Origin of the sequence: Sphingomonas sp. Leaf198 (assembly GCF_001424005.1) — a bacterium.
Lineage (GTDB): Bacteria > Pseudomonadota > Alphaproteobacteria > Sphingomonadales > Sphingomonadaceae > Sphingomonas.
The window spans coordinates 323355-344350 of record NZ_LMPX01000001.1 but is presented as its reverse complement, the minus strand read 5'-3'; the positions used below and the strand labels follow the sequence as shown (position 1 = coordinate 344350).

16 protein-coding genes are annotated in these 20996 nt (G+C 66.1%); 8 read left to right on the top strand and 8 right to left on the bottom strand.

Annotation, left to right across the window (positions count from 1 at the left end):
• The first annotated feature begins 142 nt into the window (after window positions 1-142).
• The 7 genes from ASG20_RS01655 (at window position 143) to ASG20_RS01625 (ending at window position 9236) form a co-directional block, all read left to right on the top strand.
• Window positions 143-2206, top strand: coding sequence for an alpha-glucuronidase family glycosyl hydrolase (locus ASG20_RS01655; RefSeq protein ID WP_231420352.1), 2064 nt, complete (start codon window positions 143-145; stop codon window positions 2204-2206).
• Window positions 2207-2279: 73 nt separating this feature from the next.
• Window positions 2280-3503: an endo-1,4-beta-xylanase gene (locus ASG20_RS01650; protein WP_231420353.1), complete on the top strand. Its 1224-nt coding sequence runs from the start codon at window positions 2280-2282 to the stop codon at window positions 3501-3503.
• Complete coding sequence (locus ASG20_RS18855) at window positions 3500-5662, top strand: GDSL-type esterase/lipase family protein (protein ID WP_231420354.1); 2163 nt, start codon at window positions 3500-3502, stop codon at window positions 5660-5662. Before ASG20_RS01650 ends, ASG20_RS18855 begins: the two co-directional genes overlap by 4 nt.
• A 64-nt stretch (window positions 5663-5726) precedes the next feature.
• A complete protein-coding gene (locus ASG20_RS01640) occupies window positions 5727-6023 on the top strand; it encodes a putative quinol monooxygenase (RefSeq protein ID WP_082470682.1) in 297 nt (98 codons plus the stop codon).
• Between the two features lie 117 nt (window positions 6024-6140).
• Window positions 6141-7430 carry a glutamate-5-semialdehyde dehydrogenase gene (locus ASG20_RS01635; RefSeq protein ID WP_201780697.1) on the top strand — a complete coding sequence of 430 codons (1290 nt, stop codon included), beginning with the start codon at window positions 6141-6143 and terminating at the stop codon, window positions 7428-7430.
• Window positions 7431-7562: 132 nt separating this feature from the next.
• Window positions 7563-8336, top strand: coding sequence for an SDR family NAD(P)-dependent oxidoreductase (locus ASG20_RS01630; RefSeq protein ID WP_056047675.1), 774 nt, complete (start codon window positions 7563-7565; stop codon window positions 8334-8336).
• 3 nt (window positions 8337-8339) lie between these two features.
• Window positions 8340-9236 carry a glycosidase gene (locus ASG20_RS01625; RefSeq protein ID WP_056047673.1) on the top strand — a complete coding sequence of 299 codons (897 nt, stop codon included), beginning with the start codon at window positions 8340-8342 and terminating at the stop codon, window positions 9234-9236.
• A 13-nt stretch (window positions 9237-9249) separates the two neighbouring features.
• Here the strand turns inward: ASG20_RS01625 and ASG20_RS01620 are convergent, their stop codons facing one another.
• The 5 genes from ASG20_RS01620 to ASG20_RS01600 form a co-directional block, all read right to left on the bottom strand.
• Window positions 9250-9594, bottom strand: a complete 345-nt coding sequence (locus ASG20_RS01620; RefSeq protein WP_056047670.1) for a thiol-disulfide oxidoreductase DCC family protein — start codon at window positions 9592-9594, stop codon at window positions 9250-9252.
• A complete protein-coding gene (locus ASG20_RS01615; protein ID WP_056047667.1) occupies window positions 9591-10130 on the bottom strand; it encodes a TspO/MBR family protein in 540 nt (179 codons plus the stop codon). The genes ASG20_RS01620 and ASG20_RS01615 overlap by 4 nt, the downstream gene beginning before the upstream one ends.
• The gene (locus ASG20_RS01610; RefSeq protein ID WP_056050262.1) at window positions 10127-10372 is read right to left on the bottom strand and encodes a glutaredoxin domain-containing protein; all 246 of its coding nucleotides are present in this window, start codon (window positions 10370-10372) and stop codon (window positions 10127-10129) included. Before ASG20_RS01610 ends, ASG20_RS01615 begins: the two co-directional genes overlap by 4 nt.
• Before the next feature lie 14 nt (window positions 10373-10386).
• Window positions 10387-11394: a zinc-dependent alcohol dehydrogenase family protein gene (locus tag ASG20_RS01605; protein WP_056047664.1), complete on the bottom strand. Its 1008-nt coding sequence runs from the start codon at window positions 11392-11394 to the stop codon at window positions 10387-10389.
• A gap of 131 nt (window positions 11395-11525) precedes the next feature.
• Window positions 11526-14585 carry a TonB-dependent receptor domain-containing protein gene (locus ASG20_RS01600; RefSeq protein WP_231420356.1) on the bottom strand — a complete coding sequence of 1020 codons (3060 nt, stop codon included), beginning with the start codon at window positions 14583-14585 and terminating at the stop codon, window positions 11526-11528.
• Window positions 14586-14818: 233 nt separating this feature from the next.
• On the opposite strand from ASG20_RS01600, the gene ASG20_RS01595 reads away from it, so the two are divergent.
• Window positions 14819-15856 (top strand): N(4)-(beta-N-acetylglucosaminyl)-L-asparaginase, encoded by a 1038-nt coding sequence (locus ASG20_RS01595; RefSeq protein ID WP_156364090.1) that lies wholly within the window; start codon window positions 14819-14821, stop codon window positions 15854-15856.
• Between the two features lie 140 nt (window positions 15857-15996).
• Here the strand turns inward: ASG20_RS01595 and ASG20_RS01590 are convergent, their stop codons facing one another.
• The 3 genes from ASG20_RS01590 to ASG20_RS01580 form a co-directional block, all read right to left on the bottom strand.
• Window positions 15997-17775: a DUF885 domain-containing protein gene (locus ASG20_RS01590; RefSeq protein WP_056050260.1), complete on the bottom strand. Its 1779-nt coding sequence runs from the start codon at window positions 17773-17775 to the stop codon at window positions 15997-15999.
• Between the two features lie 16 nt (window positions 17776-17791).
• Window positions 17792-19915 carry a prolyl oligopeptidase family serine peptidase gene (locus ASG20_RS01585; protein WP_056050258.1) on the bottom strand — a complete coding sequence of 708 codons (2124 nt, stop codon included), beginning with the start codon at window positions 19913-19915 and terminating at the stop codon, window positions 17792-17794.
• A gap of 81 nt (window positions 19916-19996) precedes the next feature.
• The gene (locus tag ASG20_RS01580; protein WP_056047655.1) at window positions 19997-20983 is read right to left on the bottom strand and encodes a DUF2891 domain-containing protein; all 987 of its coding nucleotides are present in this window, start codon (window positions 20981-20983) and stop codon (window positions 19997-19999) included.
• Window positions 20984-20996: the final 13 nt, after the last annotated feature.

The window sequence follows — 20996 nt, the reverse complement described above, 5'->3', positions numbered from 1 at the left end:
TCGAAGCCATCGTCGTGATAGCGATACCATGACTGGTCATCCGCGATCCTGTCAATCGATCGTGGAACCGCGGGAGAGGATTATGACGGCATTCAGCCGATCGTTCGTTAGGTTCGCGCTGCTTTTTGCGGCGATAATTGGTATGACCGAAATGGCCTATGCCGAAGACGGTTACGACCTCTGGCTTCGATATCGAACGCAGGCGGCCACGAGTACGCACCGCGTTCCGACGATCGAAGCGCGCGGCAATACGCCGACGTTTCACGCGGCGACCGAGGAACTTCGGCGGGGCGCGGCTTTGTTCGGCACGAGCGCGCCAACCATCCTGCTCGCCACCGCCGACGACCGCGCCGTCGCCACATTGCACCTTCCGCTCGCAGCGCTTGGCGACGAGGGGTACCGCGTCCGCCAGGTCACGCTCGGCAATCGCCGGGTACTCCTCGTCACCGCCAACACCGATCGCGGCGTGCTTTACGGCAGCTTCGCCTTGCTGCGTCACCTCCAGACCGGCGGCAGCCTCGACCGGATCGACCTGACCTCGACGCCGCGCGTGAAACTGCGTGTGCTGAACCACTGGGACAATCTCGATGGCGTGGTCGAGCGTGGCTATGCCGGCGCATCGCTGTGGGATTGGTGGACGCTCCCCGATTTCCACGACCCGCGCTACACGGACTACGCGCGCGCCAACGCGTCGATCGGGATCAACGGCACCGTCCTCAACAACGTCAACGCGAAGGCCGACAGCCTCACCGCGCCGTATATCGCAAAGGCCGCCGCACTCGCCGACGTGTTCCGCCCCTACGGGATCAAGGTGTATCTGTCGGCGCGGTTCTCGGCCCCGATCGAACTCGGCGGCCTGAAGACCGCCGATCCGCTCGATCCCCAGGTCGCGGCATGGTGGAAGGCGAAGAGCGACGAGATCTACCGCAGCATCCCCGATTTCGGCGGGTTCCTGGTCAAGGCGAACAGCGAGGGCCAGCCCGGCCCGCGCGACTATCATCGCAGCCACGCCGACGGCGCCAACATGCTCGCCGCCGCGGTGCGCCCGCATGGCGGCATCGTGATGTGGCGTGCGTTCGTCTACGCGGAAACCGACCCCGAGGACCGTGCGAAGCAGGCCTATACCGAATTCAAGCCACTCGACGGTAAGTTCGCACCCAACGTCATCGTCCAGGTCAAGAACGGCGCGATCGACTTCCAGCCGCGCGAGCCGTTCCATCCGCTGTTCGGGGCGATGCCTAAGACCCCGCTGATGATCGAATTCCAGATCACCAAGGAATATCTCGGTTTCGCCACGCACCTTGCGTATCTCGGCCCGCTATTCGCCGAGACGCTCGGCAGCGAGACGATGCAGCGGCCGGGCGAGACCGTCGCCGACGTCGTCGATGGCTCGGTCGAAGGCCACACGCTGACCGGGATGGCGGGGGTCGCCAACATCGGCCGCGACCGCGACTGGGCGGGCTCGACGTTCAACCAGGCGAACTGGTACGCGTTCGGCCGGATGGCGTGGGACCCGACGCTCGGCGCCGCACCGGTCGCGCGCGAATGGGCGGCGATGACCTTCGCCCCCTCGCCCAAGATCGTCGATCCGATCGTCGCGATGATGATGGGATCGCGCGAGGCGGTGGTCGATTATATGACGCCTTTGGGCCTCGCGCACGTCATGGCGACGGGGCATCATTACGGTCCCGGACCGTGGATCGCCGACCTCAAGCGTCCCGAATGGAACCCGGTCTATTACCACCGCGCCGACAAGGCCGGGATCGGCTTCGACCGGACCCGCACCGGCAGCAACGCGGTCGCGCAATACGCCCCCGCCCTCGCACGCAAGCTAGGCGATCCGGCAACGACGCCGGAACGCGAGTTGCTGTGGTTCCACCATGTTACCTGGGATCGGCGGATGGCGTCGGGCCGGACATTATGGGCGGAGATGGTCCATGATTATGACACGGGCGTCGCCTATGTCGCGGACATGCGCCGCAAATGGGACGCGCTCAAACCCGATATCGATGCCGAGCGCTGGGCAAAGACCGCCACCTATCTGGCCGTGCAACAACGCGAAGCTCAGTGGTGGCGCGATGCGAGCCTTGCCTATTGGATGTCGGTCAATGGTCGGGCGCTCCCCGCCGGTACCGCGCCGCCCGCGCATGACCTCGCGTGGTACAAGGCGCAGCGTTTTCCCTATGCTCCGGGCAACCCGCAATGATGTACCTGATATCCCACAGGTTTGGCCCCCAGCCATGCCGCCCGGCTTGTCGTTCGAAGGAAGGCGCAAACGCATGAGAAATCGGCAGATGTCGGGTGAGATCACGCGACGCCGCGGGCTTGCGATGCTCGGCGGAATAGCGGTTTCGGCGTGCGCCAGTGCCAAGGTTCCGTTCCAAAGTTCAAAAGCACCAAGGACGGACGGGACCGGGCTTCAGTCGATCGCGGCGCCGCAAGGCATGCGACTGGGATCCTGTTTCGGCTGGAGTCCCCCGGGCGCCGATCGAGGCTCGTTCGCGAACCCCGCTTATGCCGCGTTGCTCAAACGGGATTGCGGACTTCTGGTCCCCGAGAACCAGATGAAATGGCAGGCGATCCGGCCCACCGCGACCAGTTTCGACTTTACACACATGGACGCGATGATGGCCTGGGCCAAGGCGAACGGACTGCCGGTGCGCGGCCACAATCTCCTGTGGCACCAGACCAAATGGATGCCTCGCTGGGAGGAAACGCACGACTTCGGTGCAAATCCGCAACGGGCTGCGGAGCAGATGCTCGTCGCGCACATCACCACCGTCTGCCAACGCTACGGATCCCGAATCGGCAGTTACGATGTCGTCAACGAGGCGGTGACACCGGCGGACGGAAGCCTGTACCAGACCGCGTTGTCGCGCGCGCTGGGCGGGCCCGAGGCGACGCTGGATCTCGCGTTCCACACCGCGCGCGCGGCGGCGCCTCATGCGCAGCTAGTCTACAACGATTATATGAGCTGGGAGCCCGGCAACGCGCACCACCGTGCGGGCGTGCTCAAGCTGCTCGAGGGTTTCAGGCGGCGAAAAATCCCCGTCGATGCGCTCGGCGTCCAATCGCATATCGTCACGCAAGGTATCGATACGCGCGCGACGATCGCCGCGATGGAGGGGGAGTGGCGGCGTTTCCTCGATGCGGTGACGGCGATGGGCTATGATCTGGTCATCACCGAGCTCGACGTCCGCGATAACGCGCTGCCCGCGGATATCGCGGTGCGCGATCGGGCGGTCGCGGACTATACCCGCGGCTATCTCGACCTGATGCTGGCCTACCCCTCGCTGCGAGACATCATGCTGTGGGGGATGACCGATCGCTACAGCTGGATCGAGGGGTTCGAGCCGCGGGCCGACAAAGCGCGTCGCCGCCCCTGCCCGTACGACGCGGCATTCGTCGCAAAGCCGATGCGCGCAGCCATTGCGGGCGCGATCGCAGCAGCGCCTGCCCGCAAGCCTCGCCACGATGCAAAGACTGCAAGGATCGACCGATGAGCCGTTGGGCAACCGCAATCCTCGCCGGCGTGCTGATGGTCGCGAGCGCCGACGCGCGCGATACCGCCCGCCACGTCTCCACCCGGCACGTGTCCGCCCCGCACTGGATCGCCAGCTGGGGATCGTCGCAGATGATCGCGGACGGCGACAATGCGCTGCCCGCCGATCGCGCGGCCGCCGTCACGCTACGCCAGATCATCCGGCTTTCGGCGGGCGGAGACCGGGTCCGCGTGCGTCTGTCCAACGCATTCGGCACGCGACCGCTCGCGATCGGTTCGGCCCGGATCGCGCGAACGACCGCGCCCGCCACACCCCAGGTCGGCGGTGGCGCGCCGTTGACGTTCGCCGGGCAGACGGGAGCGGTCATTCCGGCAGGCGCCGAACTCTATTCCGACCCCATTGCGTTGCCGGTCGCGCCCGGCGCCGACGTTGCCATCAGCCTGTATCTACCCGAAGCTGCCGTCCCGCAGACCGGCCACCCCGGCGCTCGCGCTTTCAGCTACACGCTGGCCGGCGATCACGTCGCTGATCCGGGGTTCACCGGCGCAAAACAGACGACCCACTGGTACGCGCTCGCCGATCTCGAAGTGTCGGGTGCCACGACCATGGGCGCAAACACCGGCACGATCGTGGCGATCGGCGACTCGATCACCGACGGCTATGGCGTAAAGCCCAACCACAACACGCGGTGGACCGACGTTCTCGCCGAACGCCTCCGTGGCACCCGGGCGACGCGCGGGATCGGCGTCGTCAATGCCGGGATCGGCGGCAATCGCATCCTGCTCGACGGGCTCGGTCCCAATCTGATGGCGCGGTTCGACCGAGACGTCGTCGCGCGCAGCAGGGTGCGCTGGGCGATCCTCCTCGAAGGGGTCAACGACCTCGGCGTGCTGACCCGAGAAGCGCCCGCGACGCCCGCGCAGCACGCGGCGATCGTCGCGCAGGTCACCGGAGCTTACACCCAGCTCGTGGCGCGCGCGCATGCTCACGGCATCAAGATGATCGGCAGCACGATCACGCCGTTCGGGGGCAACGACTATTACCACCCCGGCCCCGCCACCGAAGCCGACCGCCAGGCGATCAACACCTTCATCCGCACGTCCGGCACGTTCGACGCGGTGATCGATTTCGACCGCGTGATGCGCGACCCCGAGCATCCCGACCGGCTCGCCCCGGCGTATGATTCAGGCGACCACCTCCACCCGTCCGAGGCGGGGTATCGCAAGATGGGCGAGGCGGTTCCGCTGACCCTGTTCGGCAAGACGACGCGCCAGGTGATCGGTGCGGTCGCCCCGGTTCCCGTCGCCCCAGTGCCCTTGAAGAGCAGCGCGGATACGCGCCCGGCGATCGCGCTCACCTTCGACGATATCCCGGCCCACGGTCCGCTCGCGCCCGGACAGACACGCGCCGACGTGATCCGGGGTATCACCACCGCGCTCGCTACGGCCCGAGTACCCGCCTTCGGGTTCATGAATGCGGGGTTCGGACTGGATCACCCGGCCGATGCCGCAGCCGCGATCGCGGCATGGCGCACCGCGGGACTGCCACTCGGCAATCACACCTATTCGCACGGCGATCTGGCGAAGGTCGGCGCCAGCGCGTTCGTCGCCGATATCGTCCGCAACGAAGCCCCGCTCGCGCGTGTCGCCAAAGGCACCGACTGGCACTGGTTCCGCTACCCGTTCCTGTCCGAAGGCAAGTCGATCGCAGACCGCGACGCCGTCCGCGCCGCGCTGAAGGGGCGTGGCTACCGCGTCGCCGCGGTCACGATGAGCTTCGACGACTATAATTGGAATCCGCCCTACGCCGCCTGCGCCGCCAAGCGCGATCGGGCGGCGATCACGACGCTCGAAACCGGATATCTCGCGGCGGCGCGCACCGCGGCGCTCGCATCGCGCGCGCGTGCCAAGGCACAACTCGGGCACGACATTCCCTATGTGCTGCTGATGCACGTCGGAGCGTTCGATGCACGCATGCTGCCCAGACTGCTGAGCCTCTACACGTCGATGGGATTCCGCTTCGTCACGCTCGCCGAGGCGGAGGCCAACCCCTATTATGCCGCCGCCACGGATCTCACCCGTCCGACCGCCTCGCCCTCGCTGCAAGGTCCACCCTCGGTGGCGGCACCCGTCGGTCCGCCGGCAGGGCTGTGCGGTTGAACGAGACGGTTGCGTCGCGGCGGCGGCGGGAGCACGGCGGACGCTACGAAAACAGGAGAGATACATGACCGTGAAAATCGTCGCGCTGGTGTCCGTGCTGCCGGGCAAGGATGACGCCTTCATCGCCGCTGCCAAGACCTGCGTCGCCGCCTCGCGGGCCGAACCCGGCGTTCTGCACTACGAGTTGTGGCGCGAAGCCGAGGGAGAGCAGCGCTTCGTGTTCAACGAGTTGTATGTCGACGATGCCGCCGTGCAGCAGCACATGGCCTCCGACCATTTCAAGGCCTTCAGTCTGGCTGCCCGCGATCTCGCCGCGGGACGACCGACGATCATCGTCACCAACCCCGTCGACATCGACTGACGCGGCCGTCGAGACTGCCCGTCGCGATTGCGCCATGGGCAGTCGCGACGGTAAGAGGTCGGCAGGGTCTGGGCGAGTACCGCAACCTGCCGACTGGAAAGACTGTCGATGACCGTGATGGACGTGATCCCTGCCCGCGCCGCAAGCGACCCCGCCCCCGGCGCCGCCGCCGAACTGGTGAGACGGCTGGGCGATAACGCGCGACGCGCGGCGCGGCGCCTTGCCGTCAGCGACGGCGCAGCGCGAAACCAGGCTCTGCGCGCCGCCGCCGTCGCTCTGCGTGATGCGGTGCCGACGCTGCTAGAGGCCAATGCCGCGGACGTGGCGAGCGTCGCCGACAGCAAACCCGAGTCTTTCCTCGATCGGCTCCGGCTCGACGAACCACGGATCGAGGCGATGGCGCAGGCGCTCGACGATATTGCCGAACTGCCCGACCCGGTCGGTCGCGAGCTGGCGCGGTTCACGCGGCCGAACGGACTGGAGATCACCCGCGTCGCTGTGCCGATCGGCGTGATCGCGATGATCTACGAATCGCGCCCCAATGTCGGGGCCGACGCCAGCGGGCTCTGCATCAAATCGGGCAACGCGATCATCCTGCGTGGCGGATCCGAAAGCCGCCGTTCGACCGCTGCGATCGTCGCGTGCATGCAGACCGGGCTCAGGGCCGCCGGTCTCCCCGAAACCGCGGTCCAGACCGTCGACACGCCCGACCGCCAGGTCGTCGGCGAACTGCTCCGTGCGGTCGACCATGTCGATCTCGCCATCCCGCGCGGCGGTCGTAGTCTGGTCGAACTGGTACAGCGCGAGGCGCGCGTGCCGACACTGCTCCATCTCGACGGCAATTGTCACAGCTATGTCCACTCCGAGGCCGACGTCGCCGAAGCGGTGGCGATCATCCGCAACGCCAAGCTGCGCCGGACCGGCGTGTGCGGCGCGACCGAAAGCATCGTCGTCGATCGTGCGATCGCGTCCGCGCTGCTCCCTGCGCTGGTCGACGCAATGCCCGATTGCGAACTGCGCGGCGACGCCGAGGCGGTCGCGATCGAACCAAGGCTCGCGACCGCAGGCGCGGACGCATGGGATACCGAATATCTCGACGCGATCGCCTCGATCAAGATCGTCGATGGGCTCGAGGCGGGGATCGCCTTCGTCGCCGAGCATTCGTCGGGGCACACCGATGCAATCCTCACGCGCGACACCGCCGCCGCGCGCCGGTTCATGCTCGCGATCGATAGCGCGGTGGTGATGCACAATGCCTCGACGCAGTTTTCGGACGGCGGCGAATTCGGCATGGGCGCCGAGATCGGCATCGCCACCGGCAAGCTGCACGCGCGCGGACCGGTTGGGGTCGAGCAGCTGACGAGCTACAAATATCTCGTCCAGGGGAGCGGCCAGATCCGCCCTTGATCCGGCCGTTTCGGACGGTGCGGATCGTGACATAGATGTCATCGTATACAGACGCATCCTTGGTATCGATGGTGCGTTGCGACCTCCGAAATGACGTCCCCTTAGCCGTCATGTTTTACGGAGAACGATACGATGAACCTGTTCGACGATCAGGTGGTCATTGTGACCGGGGGCGAGTCCGGGATAGGCGCCGCCTGCGCCAAGACCCTGGGTGAATCCGGCGCGCGCGTCGTCATCACCTATTTCAAAGATGCCGACGCGGCGCATGCCGTCTGTGCAGTGATCGGCGGCGAGGAGCGCGCGATTGCCGTCCAGACCGACGTCGGCGACGAGGCGGCGATCGAACGGCTGTTCGCGCAAGCCGAGTCTGCGTTCGGCACGGTCAGCCTGCTGGTCAATTCGGCCGGGCTCAACATGAGCGGCGTGATGCTCGCCGACATGGAACTGGCGCAGTTCGACCGCGTCATCCGCTCGGATCTCTACGGGCCGTTCCTCACCTGCCGGCGACTGGTACGCGGGCTCGAAGCGAAGGGCGCCAAGGGCCGTATCGTCAATATCTCGTCGATCCACGAGCGCGCGCCCCGCCCCGGCGGCGTCGATTACGATTCGGCAAAGGGCGGGCTGGCTCAGTTGACCGCGACGCTCGCGCTCGAACTGGCGCCCAAGGGCATCGCGGTAAACGGCGTGGCACCGGGCATGATCCTGACGCCGATGAACCAGTCCGCGGTGGACAATCCGAAGGAGCTGGCGACCAAGGAAGCGGCGATACCGTGGAAGCGTGCCGGTCGTCCTGACGAGGTTGCGGCGCTCGTCGCGTTCCTGCTGTCCCCCGCCGCGGACTATATCACCGGCACCACCGTCACGATCGACGGCGCGCTGTCGCTGACCGTTGCACAGGGCGCCTGACCGATGATCACTTACGCGGTCGAACAGCTCGACACGGTCGCCATTTCCGCAGGCTCGGTGATCGATGGCATGGACCTGATGAGCCCCTTCGTCTGGAAGGAAGGCAATCTCCACCGGATCATGGTGCGCGGCGTGCCCAACCCGCTTGGCCCGCATGATCCGACCGGCGTCATCGCGCGCGGGGAGAGCCGCGATGGCCTGACCTTCACGATGGACCCGGGGCTTGCGATCGTCCCGGGCCCCGGCGCCGAGGATCTCGGAGGATGCGAGGACCCAACCGTCCTGGTGACCCCGAACAACGAATATCTCGTCTATTACACCGGCGTCGATGCGGCCCGGTCGCAGGGCTGCATGATCCTGGCGGCAGGGTTGGACCTCACCGCGCTGACCAAGCAGGATCTGGTCCTGAAAGCCCCGCCCGGCGAAGGCAACATCAAGGAAGCGACGCTCGCGCAGACCGATTCGGGCGACTGGCGGCTGTTCTACGAATATGCCGCGCAGGGCGCGTCGCGGATCGGCATGGCCTCCGGGCCGACCGCCAAAGGACCGTGGACGGTCCAGCCCGACCCGTTCGGCATCCGCGACGACAGCTGGGACAATTGGCACCTCTCGACCGGTCCGATGTGGCAGATGCCGGGCGAAGATCCGGTGATGTTCTACAATGGCGCGACGCACGATGCCCGCTGGCGGATCGGCTGGATCAGCTTCAGCCCGGACTTCGCGCGCGTCACCGGCCGCGGGATCGAGCCATTGCTGCTCCCCCCACCCGCCGTCAGTCGCGATGCCACCGACATCGCATTCGCGGCCTCGACGGTCGCGCATGGGGACCAGATCGCGCTGTATTACTCGCTCGAAGACCGGATGCTGCGCCGGGCGTTGATCGCCAGATACCGGCGATGAGACGCGTGGTAAGTCAGCGCATCAGCGCCTGAAGCCTCGGGCGAACGCGGAGGAATCCCCGATACGTTCGCTCGAGGAACGCCAGGACTACGGCATTTTTGGCCACGAGCCCAAGCGGCCGTAGCACCGGTATGGCGCGCCACATCGCGGCGAAAGCTTCCGCGCCTGACAGCATTCGACCATCTTCCGAGGCATGGAACCGTGCCAGCAGCGCATCGCGGTCAGTCGGGCAGATCGTGCCCGGCTCACTCGCATCGACGAACTCGATCGCACCGCGACGATCCAGCCGCCGCATCAGCGCGATTTCGCGCCGACACAGCGGGCAGGAACCGTCATGCCAAACCGTCAATTTGGTCATGTGGCCGTCTTGGCTCCATCTTCGTTCCGCGCCGAAATCCGCGCGGCCAAAACCGTCGCGAAACCCAGCCACGCAACGAACGGTGCGCCGAGTATTGCCGCCGGACGATCTACCTTCGCGGCGGTCGCGACATAAGCGGCACCGCTGACGATCATCGCGCCGGACGCGATCGCGCTCGCATCGAGATCGCGCTTGCGAAAGAAGATCTCGGTCCACGCGCCGATCATGCCGGTGTTGAGCAGCCACAGGCCTACCGCGGCGTTATGCGTGCTGTCGGCGGGTTGACGAAGCAGACGATAACCGCCGACCGCAAGCCCGGTTTCGAGCACCGGCCAGACCGCGCCGAAGACTGCGTCGGGTGGCGTGAAGCTCGGTTTGTTGAGGCGTTTGTACCAACGCCGAATCCGCGGATGCGACGGATCCGGGGCATTGCGTCGACCGAGCACAGCGCTCACGCCTAATACTGCCGCGACGATCGCCACCGATGCAGTGCGCGACAGACCTGTGGCCGATGGGACGGATTCGCTGGTCGTCATGCTGCGAGATACCGCTCGAGATCGTCGCTGCCGCCGATCCGCTCGCCATCGATGAACACCTGCGGAGTCGTAGCGACGCCGTGCTCGTCCTTGAACGCATCGACTTCGTCCCGTGACCGCAGGATCCGGTCTTCGACCTGGAAGCCGTTCTGCTCCAGCATCGTCTTCGCGCGTACGCCGAACGGGCAGGTGTGATCCGGCAGGATCATCCGGTACAGTATTGCGTTCTTCGTCTCGGCCATGTTCGTCATCCTCCTTACCACTCGATTCCGATCTTGCCGAAATGCTCGCCGCTCTGCTGGAACGCGAACGCCTCGGCGAGATCGTCCAGCGCGAAACGGCGGTCGATCACCGGGCGGATCGCGGTCGTCTCCAGCGCGCGGACGAAATCCTGCTGCTCGCGACGGCTGCCAACGATCAGGCCCTGCAACCGCGCTTGCTTGCCCATCAGCGCTGCGGTCGGCACCTCACCGCCGATCCCCGTCAGCACCCCAATCAACGAGATATGCCCGCCGACCCTGACCGCATCGATCGACTGCGCCAGCGTACCGGGGCCGCCGACCTCAACTACATGATCGACGCCGCGCCCGCCGGCCCAGTCCGCAACTTTACGCCCCCACTCGGGTTCGCTCCGATAGTTGAGCGTGAAGTCGGCCCCTAGATCGCGGGCACGGGCAAGCTTTTCGTCGGACGACGATGTGATCGCCACTGTCGCCCCCATCGCCTTGGCGATCTGCAACGCCCAGATCGAGACCCCACCCGTGCCAAGCAGGAGCACCGTGTCCCCGGCCTTCAGCTTGCCGTCGACCACCAGCGCGCGCCACGCGGTGAGGCCCGCAGTCGTGATCGAGGCGGCTTCGACGGAATCATAGCCTTTGGGTGCCTTGGTGAACGCGGTTGCGGGCAGCACAACGTGGGTCTGCGCGAACCCATCGATACCGTCGCCCGGCGTGCGGCTGAAATCGCCGATGGTGGGCGCGCCGTCCTGCCAATCCGGAAAGAAGCACGACACCACATGATCGCCGACCGCGAACTCGGCCACGCCCTCGCCAACGCTATCAACGATCCCCGCGCCATCGGACAGCGGCACGCGACCGTCTTCGGTCGGCATCCGGCCGAGCGCGACGCCGAGATCGTGGAAATTGATCGAACTGCCGTGCAGCGCGACCCGGATCGCGCCCGGCGGCGGCGTGCCTGGATCGTCCCGCTCGGCGATCGCGATATTGTCGAGACCCGCGGGGGATCGTAGCGTCATGATCTTCATGTCGGCTCCTTCGATGCTGTAACGCACCGCCCCGCCGAACTGGCCCCGACCGTAAATCCTTCGCAACGTCGTCAGGCACAAAAAAAGGGCCCGCCATCGCTGGCGAGCCCTCAGGTCGGGGAGAGAAAGGATCAGAACTTGATCGTGGTACCGATCGCGATGTTGCGGCCGAGCGAGTCGTAGCGCGACGGGATCGTGTTGGTCCGCGCGAGCGCGACGTTGTACGAGTCCACCACGATCGGCGGGTTCTTGTCGAACAGGTTGTTCGCGATCAGACGCAGCGAGAACTGCTTGGCGATCGCGAAGTTGAGCGCGAGATCGAAATAGCTCTGCGGCGCGACCCGGTAGTAGCTGGTCCGTGCCCGCGCATCGGTGCCGCCGATCGCCGGATCACCCGAATTGTCCGCATTGGTCAGCGATCCGACATAGCGCCAGTTGAACGACGCGCTGAAACCGCGGCCGACCGTCGTGTAGGTCGCGCGCAGGCCGTGCGACCATTTCGGGATCAACTGGCCGCAGCCATTGCCGTAATAACCGGCGCAGTTGCGCTGCGGCTGGACCGGCGAGTCCTGGCCACCCGCAAACGTCGTCAACGACCCATTGAAGTTCCAGTCGATCTTGCCGACCGTCGCGAGGTCCATCGTATACTGCGCCTGGAAATCATAGCCGCGCGCGATCGACGTGTAGTAGTTGGTCGTACCCTGCCGGATGAAGCCAGTCGTTGGATTGGTGCTGGCGTTGGAGAACAACGTGCCCGTGCCTGGGTTACGGACGATGCCCTGACAGAAGAACGCGTCGCCGTTCGAACGCTGACAGCCGTCGGTGTAGTAGCTGTAGTCGTTGAAGCCAAGCGAGTCGTTGATCTTGATCCGGTAGCGGTCGACCGAGAAGAACAGCCCACGGACGAACCGCGGCTTCACGATCAGGCCATAGGTCTGCGTGTAGGCGGTCTCCGGCTCGGCGGTGAAGCCGCCCGAACGGACGGTGCACGCTGCCGAACCGTTCGGCGTCGTGCCGTTGCTGCAGAGCAAGGACTGGCTGCCATAGAGCGCATCGGACAAACCGGTTGCCCGGCACACGTCACGCGACGCAACCGGTGCGCCGAACGTTACGCCGTTGGGGCCATTGGTGACCGTCGGCGCACAGAAGTCGCTGAAGGTGCCAGCCCCGCCGGATGCGAAGTCGATATTCGTTGCCTGACGAATTTCGGTGACCGTCGGCGCGCGCTGCGCCTTGTTGAAAGAGGCGCGGAACGTCAGATCGCTGACGGGCGCGTAGATGCCCTCGACCTTCCAGGTGTTGAAGGTGTCCGGATTGCTGCTGTACTTCGACAGGCGATAGCCACCGTTCACCTGAAGCAGGTCGGCAAATCGCTTATGCTCGACCAGCGGGACCTGGAGCTCAGCGTTCGCTTCCCAGACGTCCTGCTTGAGATAGCTGTCGGTACCGCCGAGGGCACCGCGATACGCCGCGTCGGCGGTCGATTTCAGCGTATCCTTGCGATACTCGGTCCCCAGCGCGATAGCGACGCCCTGCTCGGCGAACGGCGAGGTGATGCCGTATTTGCCGAGGTCGCCGGTGACGTTGGCCTGCACGTCATACAGCGTGCCGGTGGTCACGGCGGTACCCGTGTTCAACAGATAGTTGACCAGCGCCGGATTGGTGTTGCCGGCGCTGAACGCGTCGAACGGAACGCAGCCGGCATCGGCGGTCGTGGCGCAGGTCGGCGCCGCGAGCGTACCACCGACGTTGATCGAATTCTGCAACCGCGTCGAATTGACGAAGGTAGGCGTGTAGTCCTGATGGTTGCGGGCATAGACGCCGCCGACATCATAGGTCCACGCGCTGCCGACCTTGCCGCGGATACCGGCTGTAAAGCGGGCGCCGGTGTTCAGATAGGTATCCGGCTGATCGTTGTTATCGCCGAGACGATAGGCGATATTGATCGGTGCGGTCGTGGCGGTGCCGGCAGCCGCTCCGCAGATCGCGGTGGCCTGCGAGCCGGACAGAAATGGGTTGTTGCAGTTGACCTGGACGTTGCCGCCCGCGATCCCCGGATAGTTGGTGTACGATTTATCGCGGAACCAGATACCAGAGCCGTACAGCTCGGCGTTGGGCGAGATGTCGAAGCTGACGAAGCCGCCGGCGTTGATCCGCTCCGAGGGGCGCTGATAAGAGTAATTGTTGAAATAGTTCGAGGCGTTGCCGGGGCCCGCGCCGAACGGGACGAAGGTGCGCGAACCATTGGGATTGTTGACAAGTTGCGCGTCCTTGTTCGCGCCGCTGAGCGGCGTGACGAGACCGCTGGTCGAGCTGCTCGGCGTCAGGCCGCACGAGATCGGCGCATTCAGGGTCGTCTGCGTCAGATAGCAGCCGGTGTTCGACCGATCCGACAGCAATACCGGGTCGGTATGCTTGTAGTTGGCGAACCCGGAAATCCGCAGCTTGCCGTCGAAGAACTTCTTGCCGGCGGTCAGCGTGAGGTCGGCACGACCGCCGTCGTTGGTCAGGCCGCGAACGCTGTTGAAGCCCGCCGCGCGTGCCAGCGGCGACACGACCGTATCCTTGTTGTTGTGATTGTAGAAATTATAGTTGCCGTCGAGCTGGATGCCCTCGAAATCCTTCTTGAGGATGAAGTTGACGACACCCGCGACAGCGTCCGAACCGTACACCGACGAAGCGCCGCCGGTCAGCACGTCGACGCGCTCCAGCAGCGTCGCGGGAATGATGCCGACGTCCTGGCCGTTCTGCGTGCCGATGCGCTTGCCGTCGATCAGCACGAGCGTCCGCTCGAAGCCGAGGCTGCGCAGCTTGATCCGCTGGCGACCGTCCGAATCGGCATAGGTCTGCTGGCTGTCGGGCGCGACCTGCGGCAGTCGGTTCAGTACGTCCTCGACGTTGACCGCCGCCTGCGCGCGAATGTCCTGCGAGGTCACCGAGGTGATCGGCGCGGCGGAGGTCGTGTTGGGACGCTGGATACGCGATCCGGTGACGACGATCGACTGGTTCGCGCCGCTATCGGTGTTGGCGGGAGCGACTGCGGTGGTCGCGTCGGCCTGGACCTTGGCTTGTGCGGGCGTGTTGACGCTGTCCTCGGCTGGGGCCTGAACCGGAGCCTGAACTGGGGCCTGGGCCGGAGCGACCGGGCTCGCTGCGGCATCCTGCGCCACTCCGGGCGTGGCCCAGATCATGAGCGATCCCACAAGCGCAACGCGCGATACCGAATGACTGAAATTCATATCCTACCCCTATGGCCGACAGCGCCGTACGACCGCGCAGTTCCTCCCAGCACGCTTGATCAGATAATTGGTTCCGTCAATACCTATGCAATACCTTTATGGAACATTTACGATGGATTGTTGCAAATGTGCGTCACCTCTTGGCGGGTGGGCCGCGCCTGCGTAGCATGCTGCACATACACCCGATGGAGGATCGACCGTTGACGACAAGGCGCTCATTGCTCGCGGGTCTGGGAACCTGCGGAACTCTGTCATTGGCCGCATCCTACGCGCAGGCGGCAGGCGTTCCCGCCCCCGGGGGCACGTCTAGGCGCCAAGGCGCGATGATCGTCTCGACATGGGATTTCGGCGCGGCGGCGAACGCAGCGGCATTTGCCAAGCTCGGAGCAGGTGGCACGCTGATCGATGCGGTCGAGGCCGGCGCGATGGTGCCCGAAGCGGACCCGACCAACCACAGCGTCGGCTATGCCGGTTATCCGGACCGCGACGGGCACGTCACGCTCGACGCGGTCATCATGGACGATGCAGGCGGGGTCGGCGCGGTCGCGGCACTGGAGAATACGGTCCATGCGATTTCCGTTGCCCGCCGAGTCATGGAACGGACCCCGCACACCTTTCTGGTCGGAGAGGGCGCGACGCGGTTCGCGCGCGATCAGGGGTTTCCCCAGCAATCCCTGCTGACTCCGGAATCCGAGAAGGCGTGGCGGGATTGGCTCAAGACCGCGAAATACCAGCCCGAAGCCAATAGCGAGAACCGCACGCGCACGGCCGGCGGCGCGCTCGATCACGACACGATAGGCCTGCTCGCCCGCAGCGCGGACGGCCGTCTCGCCGGCGCCTGCACTACCTCAGGGATGGCGTTCAAGATGCGCGGCCGCGTCGGCGATTCGCCGCAGGTCGGTTCTGGCCTCTATGTCGAGGCCGGCATCGGCGGTGCAACCTCGACCGGGCTAGGCGAGGAAGTCACCCGGGTCGCAGGGTCGGCGCGCGTCGTCGCATCGATGCGGTCGGGCGCCTCCCCGCAAAAAGCGTGCGAAGAGGTCGTGCGCCATATCGCTCATCTGCGCGGCGACGCCATCCGTGGCGTCCAAGTCGGCTTCCTCGCGCTCGACCCGAAGGGCAATGTCGGCGCGTTCTGCCTGCTTCCGGGATTTACATACGCCGTCACCGACGCGCACGGCGTGACGAAGGTTCTCAAGGCTGCTTCGCTGTTTCAGGCCTGACACGAGATTGAAGCGGAACGCCGACAGACCGCAATACCAATCACGCCCCACAGAAATTCTTTCCACGGAATGCGCGTTGCACGATCGTGAACCGAACTCACGTGCCGATTCACGATCGTACTACGCACCGACGACGCCGTTCACTGGATCGGCAGATCGAACAGTAGTTCGCGGACGTAGCGGACCGGCGGCGAACCGTGGTTCAGCAGCGCGTCGTTGTACCGCTTCAGGTCGAACGCCGCGCCCTGCCGTTTTCTAGCCTCTTCCCGCAGCGCCATGTGCTCCGAATAGCCGGTAAAATAGCTCAGCAACTGCGTCGAGCCAAGCGAGGCGCGGACCCATTTGCCCGCCGCCTCGCGCTCCTGCTGGAACGCGGTGTGCGTCATCAGGTGCATCGCCTGCTCGCGCGTCATGCCTTCGGTGTGGATGCCGATGTCGAGCAGCGAGTTCGAGATCGAGCGCAGCCGCATCTTGAGCACGGTGAGCTTGAACAGCGGATCGCCGTTCAGATAGCCCTCGTCCGCCATCATGCCCTCGGCGTACACCGCCCAGCCCTCGATGAACGGCCCCGAGCCGAGTACCGCGCGCAGCGTCGACTGTGTCGCATTGGCATGCGCGAGCTGGAGATAATGCCCTGGCATCGCCTCGTGCACCGCCAGATCGTGGATCATGTAGTCGTTATATTCGCTGAGGAACGAGGTCGCCTGCGCCTCGGTCCAGTCGCCGGGGATCGGCGAGACGGCGAAGAACGTGCCGAGGTTCTTCTCGAGCGGGCCGGGTGAATCGCAGTACGCAACTGCGACGCCCTGCTGGAACTTGGGCATGGTGATGATCTTCACCGGGCTGTCGGGCATGCCGACCAGCCCCTTGTCGCGGACGAACGCGGTCGCCTGCGCCAGCGCCTTGGCCGAAGCGTCGATCATGCCGTCGCGTGCCGGACGCTTTGCGTAAGTGAGTTCGAGTGCGAGCTGGATCGCGGCCTGTTGCTGCGCTTCGGACGGCTTGTCGGGAAGCAGCAGCGCGCCCTTCTTGGCGCCGAAAATCTGGCGCGCGATCGCGTACATCTGCGCACGCGTGTCGACGATCGCGGCCTGCGCGCGTCGCTTGATCTCGGCCCGGGTGAGGTCGGATTGCAGCGCGAAGCCGAGCTTCTTGTCGTAGAGCGCCGCGCCGAGGCGGAAGTCGCCCTTCGCAGCGGGGACGAGGGTCTTGTCGAGCCAGACCTGATGCTCGGCGACCGCCGCCTTCAGTTTAACGAGCGCGGCGTCGAACCGCTTGGCGTCCGCTGCGGACAATTCGCTCTTGTGCGGCGCGAGCATGGTCTCGGCGATGTCGACGATGCCGCTGTTCTGCTTCGCCACGGTCGTCGCGTAGATCGACGGCACGCGGGCGGGGACGATGTTCGCGCGCGCCTGCGCCAGCAACGCGGGAAGCGCCGCCATCCGCGCGGTCGCCGCGTTCAGGCGCTGCGGCCACGGCGCAAAGTCCCGCGCGGCGAGCGAATAGAGCGAGCTGCCGGCGATGTCGTTATAGACCTGCGGATCCCACGCCCAACCGCCGAGCGTCTCGGTATCCCAGATGTCGTAACGGAGCGCATTGTCGAGCAACGCCGCATCGACCTGCTCCTCGCGCGACAGGGCTTTGCGGTCGATCCGCTGGAGATCGGCGAGCATAGCCTTCGAGAACGCCTCTCGCCTGGCGCGTCCTGCGGCCGACATGTCGGTGATCTGCGTGTCGAACCGGTGATCGCCGAGCGCGGTCGCCGACGACGGATTGAGTCGCGCGAGGCCATCGACATAGCGCTTCGACAGCGACGCGAACGCGCTCGTCTCGGCTTGCGCGGCCAGCACGGGCGCAGGGATCGACGACACGGGCAGCGCCAGCATCGCGACCCCGAGCAACAGACGGACATTACGCATCATGAATTCCTAACGATCAGCGTTGTGGTGCGAGTTGCGCGTTCAGATAGACGGTGACGAGCGCGGCGCGCTTGGCGTCCTCGATCTTGTCGGCGCCCGCCGCGTGGCCGCCTTCTGGGTTCTCGTAATAGAAGAACGGGTCGCCATAGGCCTCCAGCCGCGCGGCGAATTTGCGCGCGTGGCCGGGGTGGACGCGGTCGTCTTCGGTCGAGGTGTAGATGAACGGCACGGGGTATCTCACGCCGCGCTTCAGGTTCTGGTACGGCGAGTATTTCCCGATGAACGCCCAGTCGGCGGGCTTGTCCGGATCGCCATATTCGCCCATCCACGACGCGCCCGCCGACAGATGCGAGTATTTCTGCATGTCGAGCAACGGCGATCCCATCACGATCGCGCCATAGAGATCGGGGCGCTGCTCCATCGCCACGCCGACCAGCAACCCGCCGTTCGACCGCCCCGACACCGCGATCTTGCGCTTGGCGCTGACTCCGCTCCGCACCAGATCGTCACCGACCGCGTGGAGATCGTCATACGCCTTTTGCCGGTTCTCGCGCAGCGTCGCCTGATGCCAGCGCGGGCCGTACTCGCCGCCGCCGCGGATGTTGGCGAGCACGAACGCGTTGCCCTCCTCGACCCAGAACAGGCCCGCCGGCCCGGAACGGTAGGGCTGGTCGACCAGATAGGTCGGCGTCTGTGCGTTGCGGAACCCACCATAGGCGTGGACGAGTGCCGGCACCGGTCCAGTCGTGCCCTTTTTCCGCACCAGGAAATACGGGATTTTCGTCCCGTCCTTCGACGTCGCGAACCGCTGCTCGACCTGCATCCGGGACGCATCGAACCGCGCCGGCAGTGTGTCGACCGCGACCGGCTTGACAGCTGGTCGGACCGCATACAAGGCAGGCGGGCTGAGGAACCCCTCGACCATCGCATAGGCCAGATCGTCCTTGCCGGCGGTCGCCTCAAGATGGATCGTCGACGCGGTAGGCAACGCCGCGACCGATTGGGTCCAGACACCGTCCGCACCCCGCGTCAGCGACACCAGCCGCCCCGACACGTCGTCGAGCATCTTCACCCACAACACCGACTTGCTCGAATCGACCTGTTCGACGGCCTGTTTGGCGGTCGGCACCAGCACGCGCTCGATCGTCGGTGCGCGCCCCGCCAGCACGTCGGCGATCGCATAGGCGACCACCGCGCCGGCAGGAATGCCGCGCCAGTCGGACGACAGCGTCGCGATCAGCCGCCCATCGAGCACCGTGTCGATCACCGCATCGTCGGGCAACGGCGTCGCCACCAGTCGGCCATCGGCAGCGACATGACTCCGCTTGGCATGGAAGAAATCGACGTCGCGCGACACCAGCGCATAGCGGCGGTCGCCCTCGGTGAAGACCGCCGTATTGATCCCGACATCGCTCGGCGCGGCGCTGGCGATCTCGGTCGCGGCGGACAGCGGTGTGCCGCGTCGCCACAGCTTGGCGGTCCGCGGCAGGCCCGAGCTGGTGAGGCTGTCCGGCCCAAAATCGGTCGCGACATACAGCGCGTCTGGCCCGGCCCAATTCACTCCGGACTTGAACATCGGTACGACGAAGCCGTTCGCGACGAACTTGCCCGAGGGGATGTCGAACTCGCGCTCGACCACCGCGTCGCCGCCGCCGTTCGACAACGCGATCATGCAGCGATCGTAGGAGGGCGATCGGCAGGTCGCGCCCTTCCAGACCCAGCTCTTGCTCTCGGCCTTGCCCAGCGCATCGACGTCGATCAGCGTCCGCCACACCGGCTTGCCGCTGCCGAACGAGGCGAGCGACGCGACCCGCCACAGCCCGCGCGGATTCGCCTTGTCCTGCCAGAGGTTGACGACCTGATCGCCGAGAATCTGATCGGGCGTCGCGATCTGGCGCGCGTCCTGCAGCAGGTCGAGCGCGCGCTGGCGATACGCGGCATAACCCGGCTTGGCTTCGAGCGCGGCGAGCGACCGCGTGTTCCACCGCTTGACCGTATCGAGCGCCCGCGCGCCGTGGATGTCCTCTAGATACGCGTTCGGGTCTGCGGCCGGAGGCGGAGCCGAAGTCGGTGCGGGCGTCTGTGCCAGCGCGGTGGTCGAAAGGGCCAGCAAGGCCAGGAACGGCAAGCGTCTTTGCATCATCACTCTCTTTCGTTCGATGATGCGACCTTAGGCAGCCTAGTCCGCTCTGCTAACCCCTTCTCTCCAGCCGATCCGCGATCAGTCGGCCTTGAGCGCGAGCAGCGCGAACGTCGCCAGCCAATGCTCGCCCATGTAATCGTCCGCGAGGTGCGGCAGCGCCTCCGCCAGGTGCGCGTCGGCGATGGCGCGGGCGGCGGCAGGATCGGGCAGCGCGTCGGCGATCGTCCGCCAGCACCACGCGCGCGACAGGTTCACGCCGTCGAGATGCGCGAGCCGGCCGTCCGACCGGTCGCTGACGATCGCGGGGGAGCGCAAGCACGCCGTCGCGGCACCGAACGGATCGGGCAGGAACGCCGCCAGCCACGGTGCGAACTCGGCCCCGAGCACGTCCCTCATCAACGCCGCCTCGCAGAGCGTCGCCGACAGGAAATCCTCCCCGCTCGGCTCGAACGGCCGGCAATCGCGATCGTCGCCGTACCAGTCCCCCGCGCGCGCCTCGATCAGCGCGGCGAGCGTCGCGTCGTGCGTCCGCGCCCAGCGCAGCGCGTGGACCAGCGCGAACGCGGTGCAGTCGTGCTTGCCGCTGCGGACCGGATAGATCAGCTTCGGCAGGTACGCCGCAAACCGGCCTGCGAACGCGCGTGCCAACGGCTCGACCGCCGCCGCCCACAGCCGATCAGGCCGCAATGACAGCTCGTCATGCAGCGCTAGCAGCCAGCCCCAGCCGTAAGGCCGCTCGAACCCGCCGGTGCCCGGCCGATCGAGATAGGCCACCTCGCCCGCGATCAGCGCAGGAACGAGCATCCGATCCGCTACCGCCTCGACCTCGGCGGCTTCGGGCATGTCCGGATATAGCCGCGCGAGCCGCATCACCTGCCACCAGCCATGCACGCAGCTGTGCCAGTCGAAACTGCCGTGGAATACCGGGTGCAGCGTCTTCGGCAGCGCGAGGTCGCCGGGGCCGTCCAGCACCTGATCGAGCTTGTACGGCCATTGGCGCGTCAGATGCCCCAGCGTCAGCCCGGCGAACCGCGCCGCGGTCGCGCGATCGAGCGTATCGGTCATTCCATCATCCCGT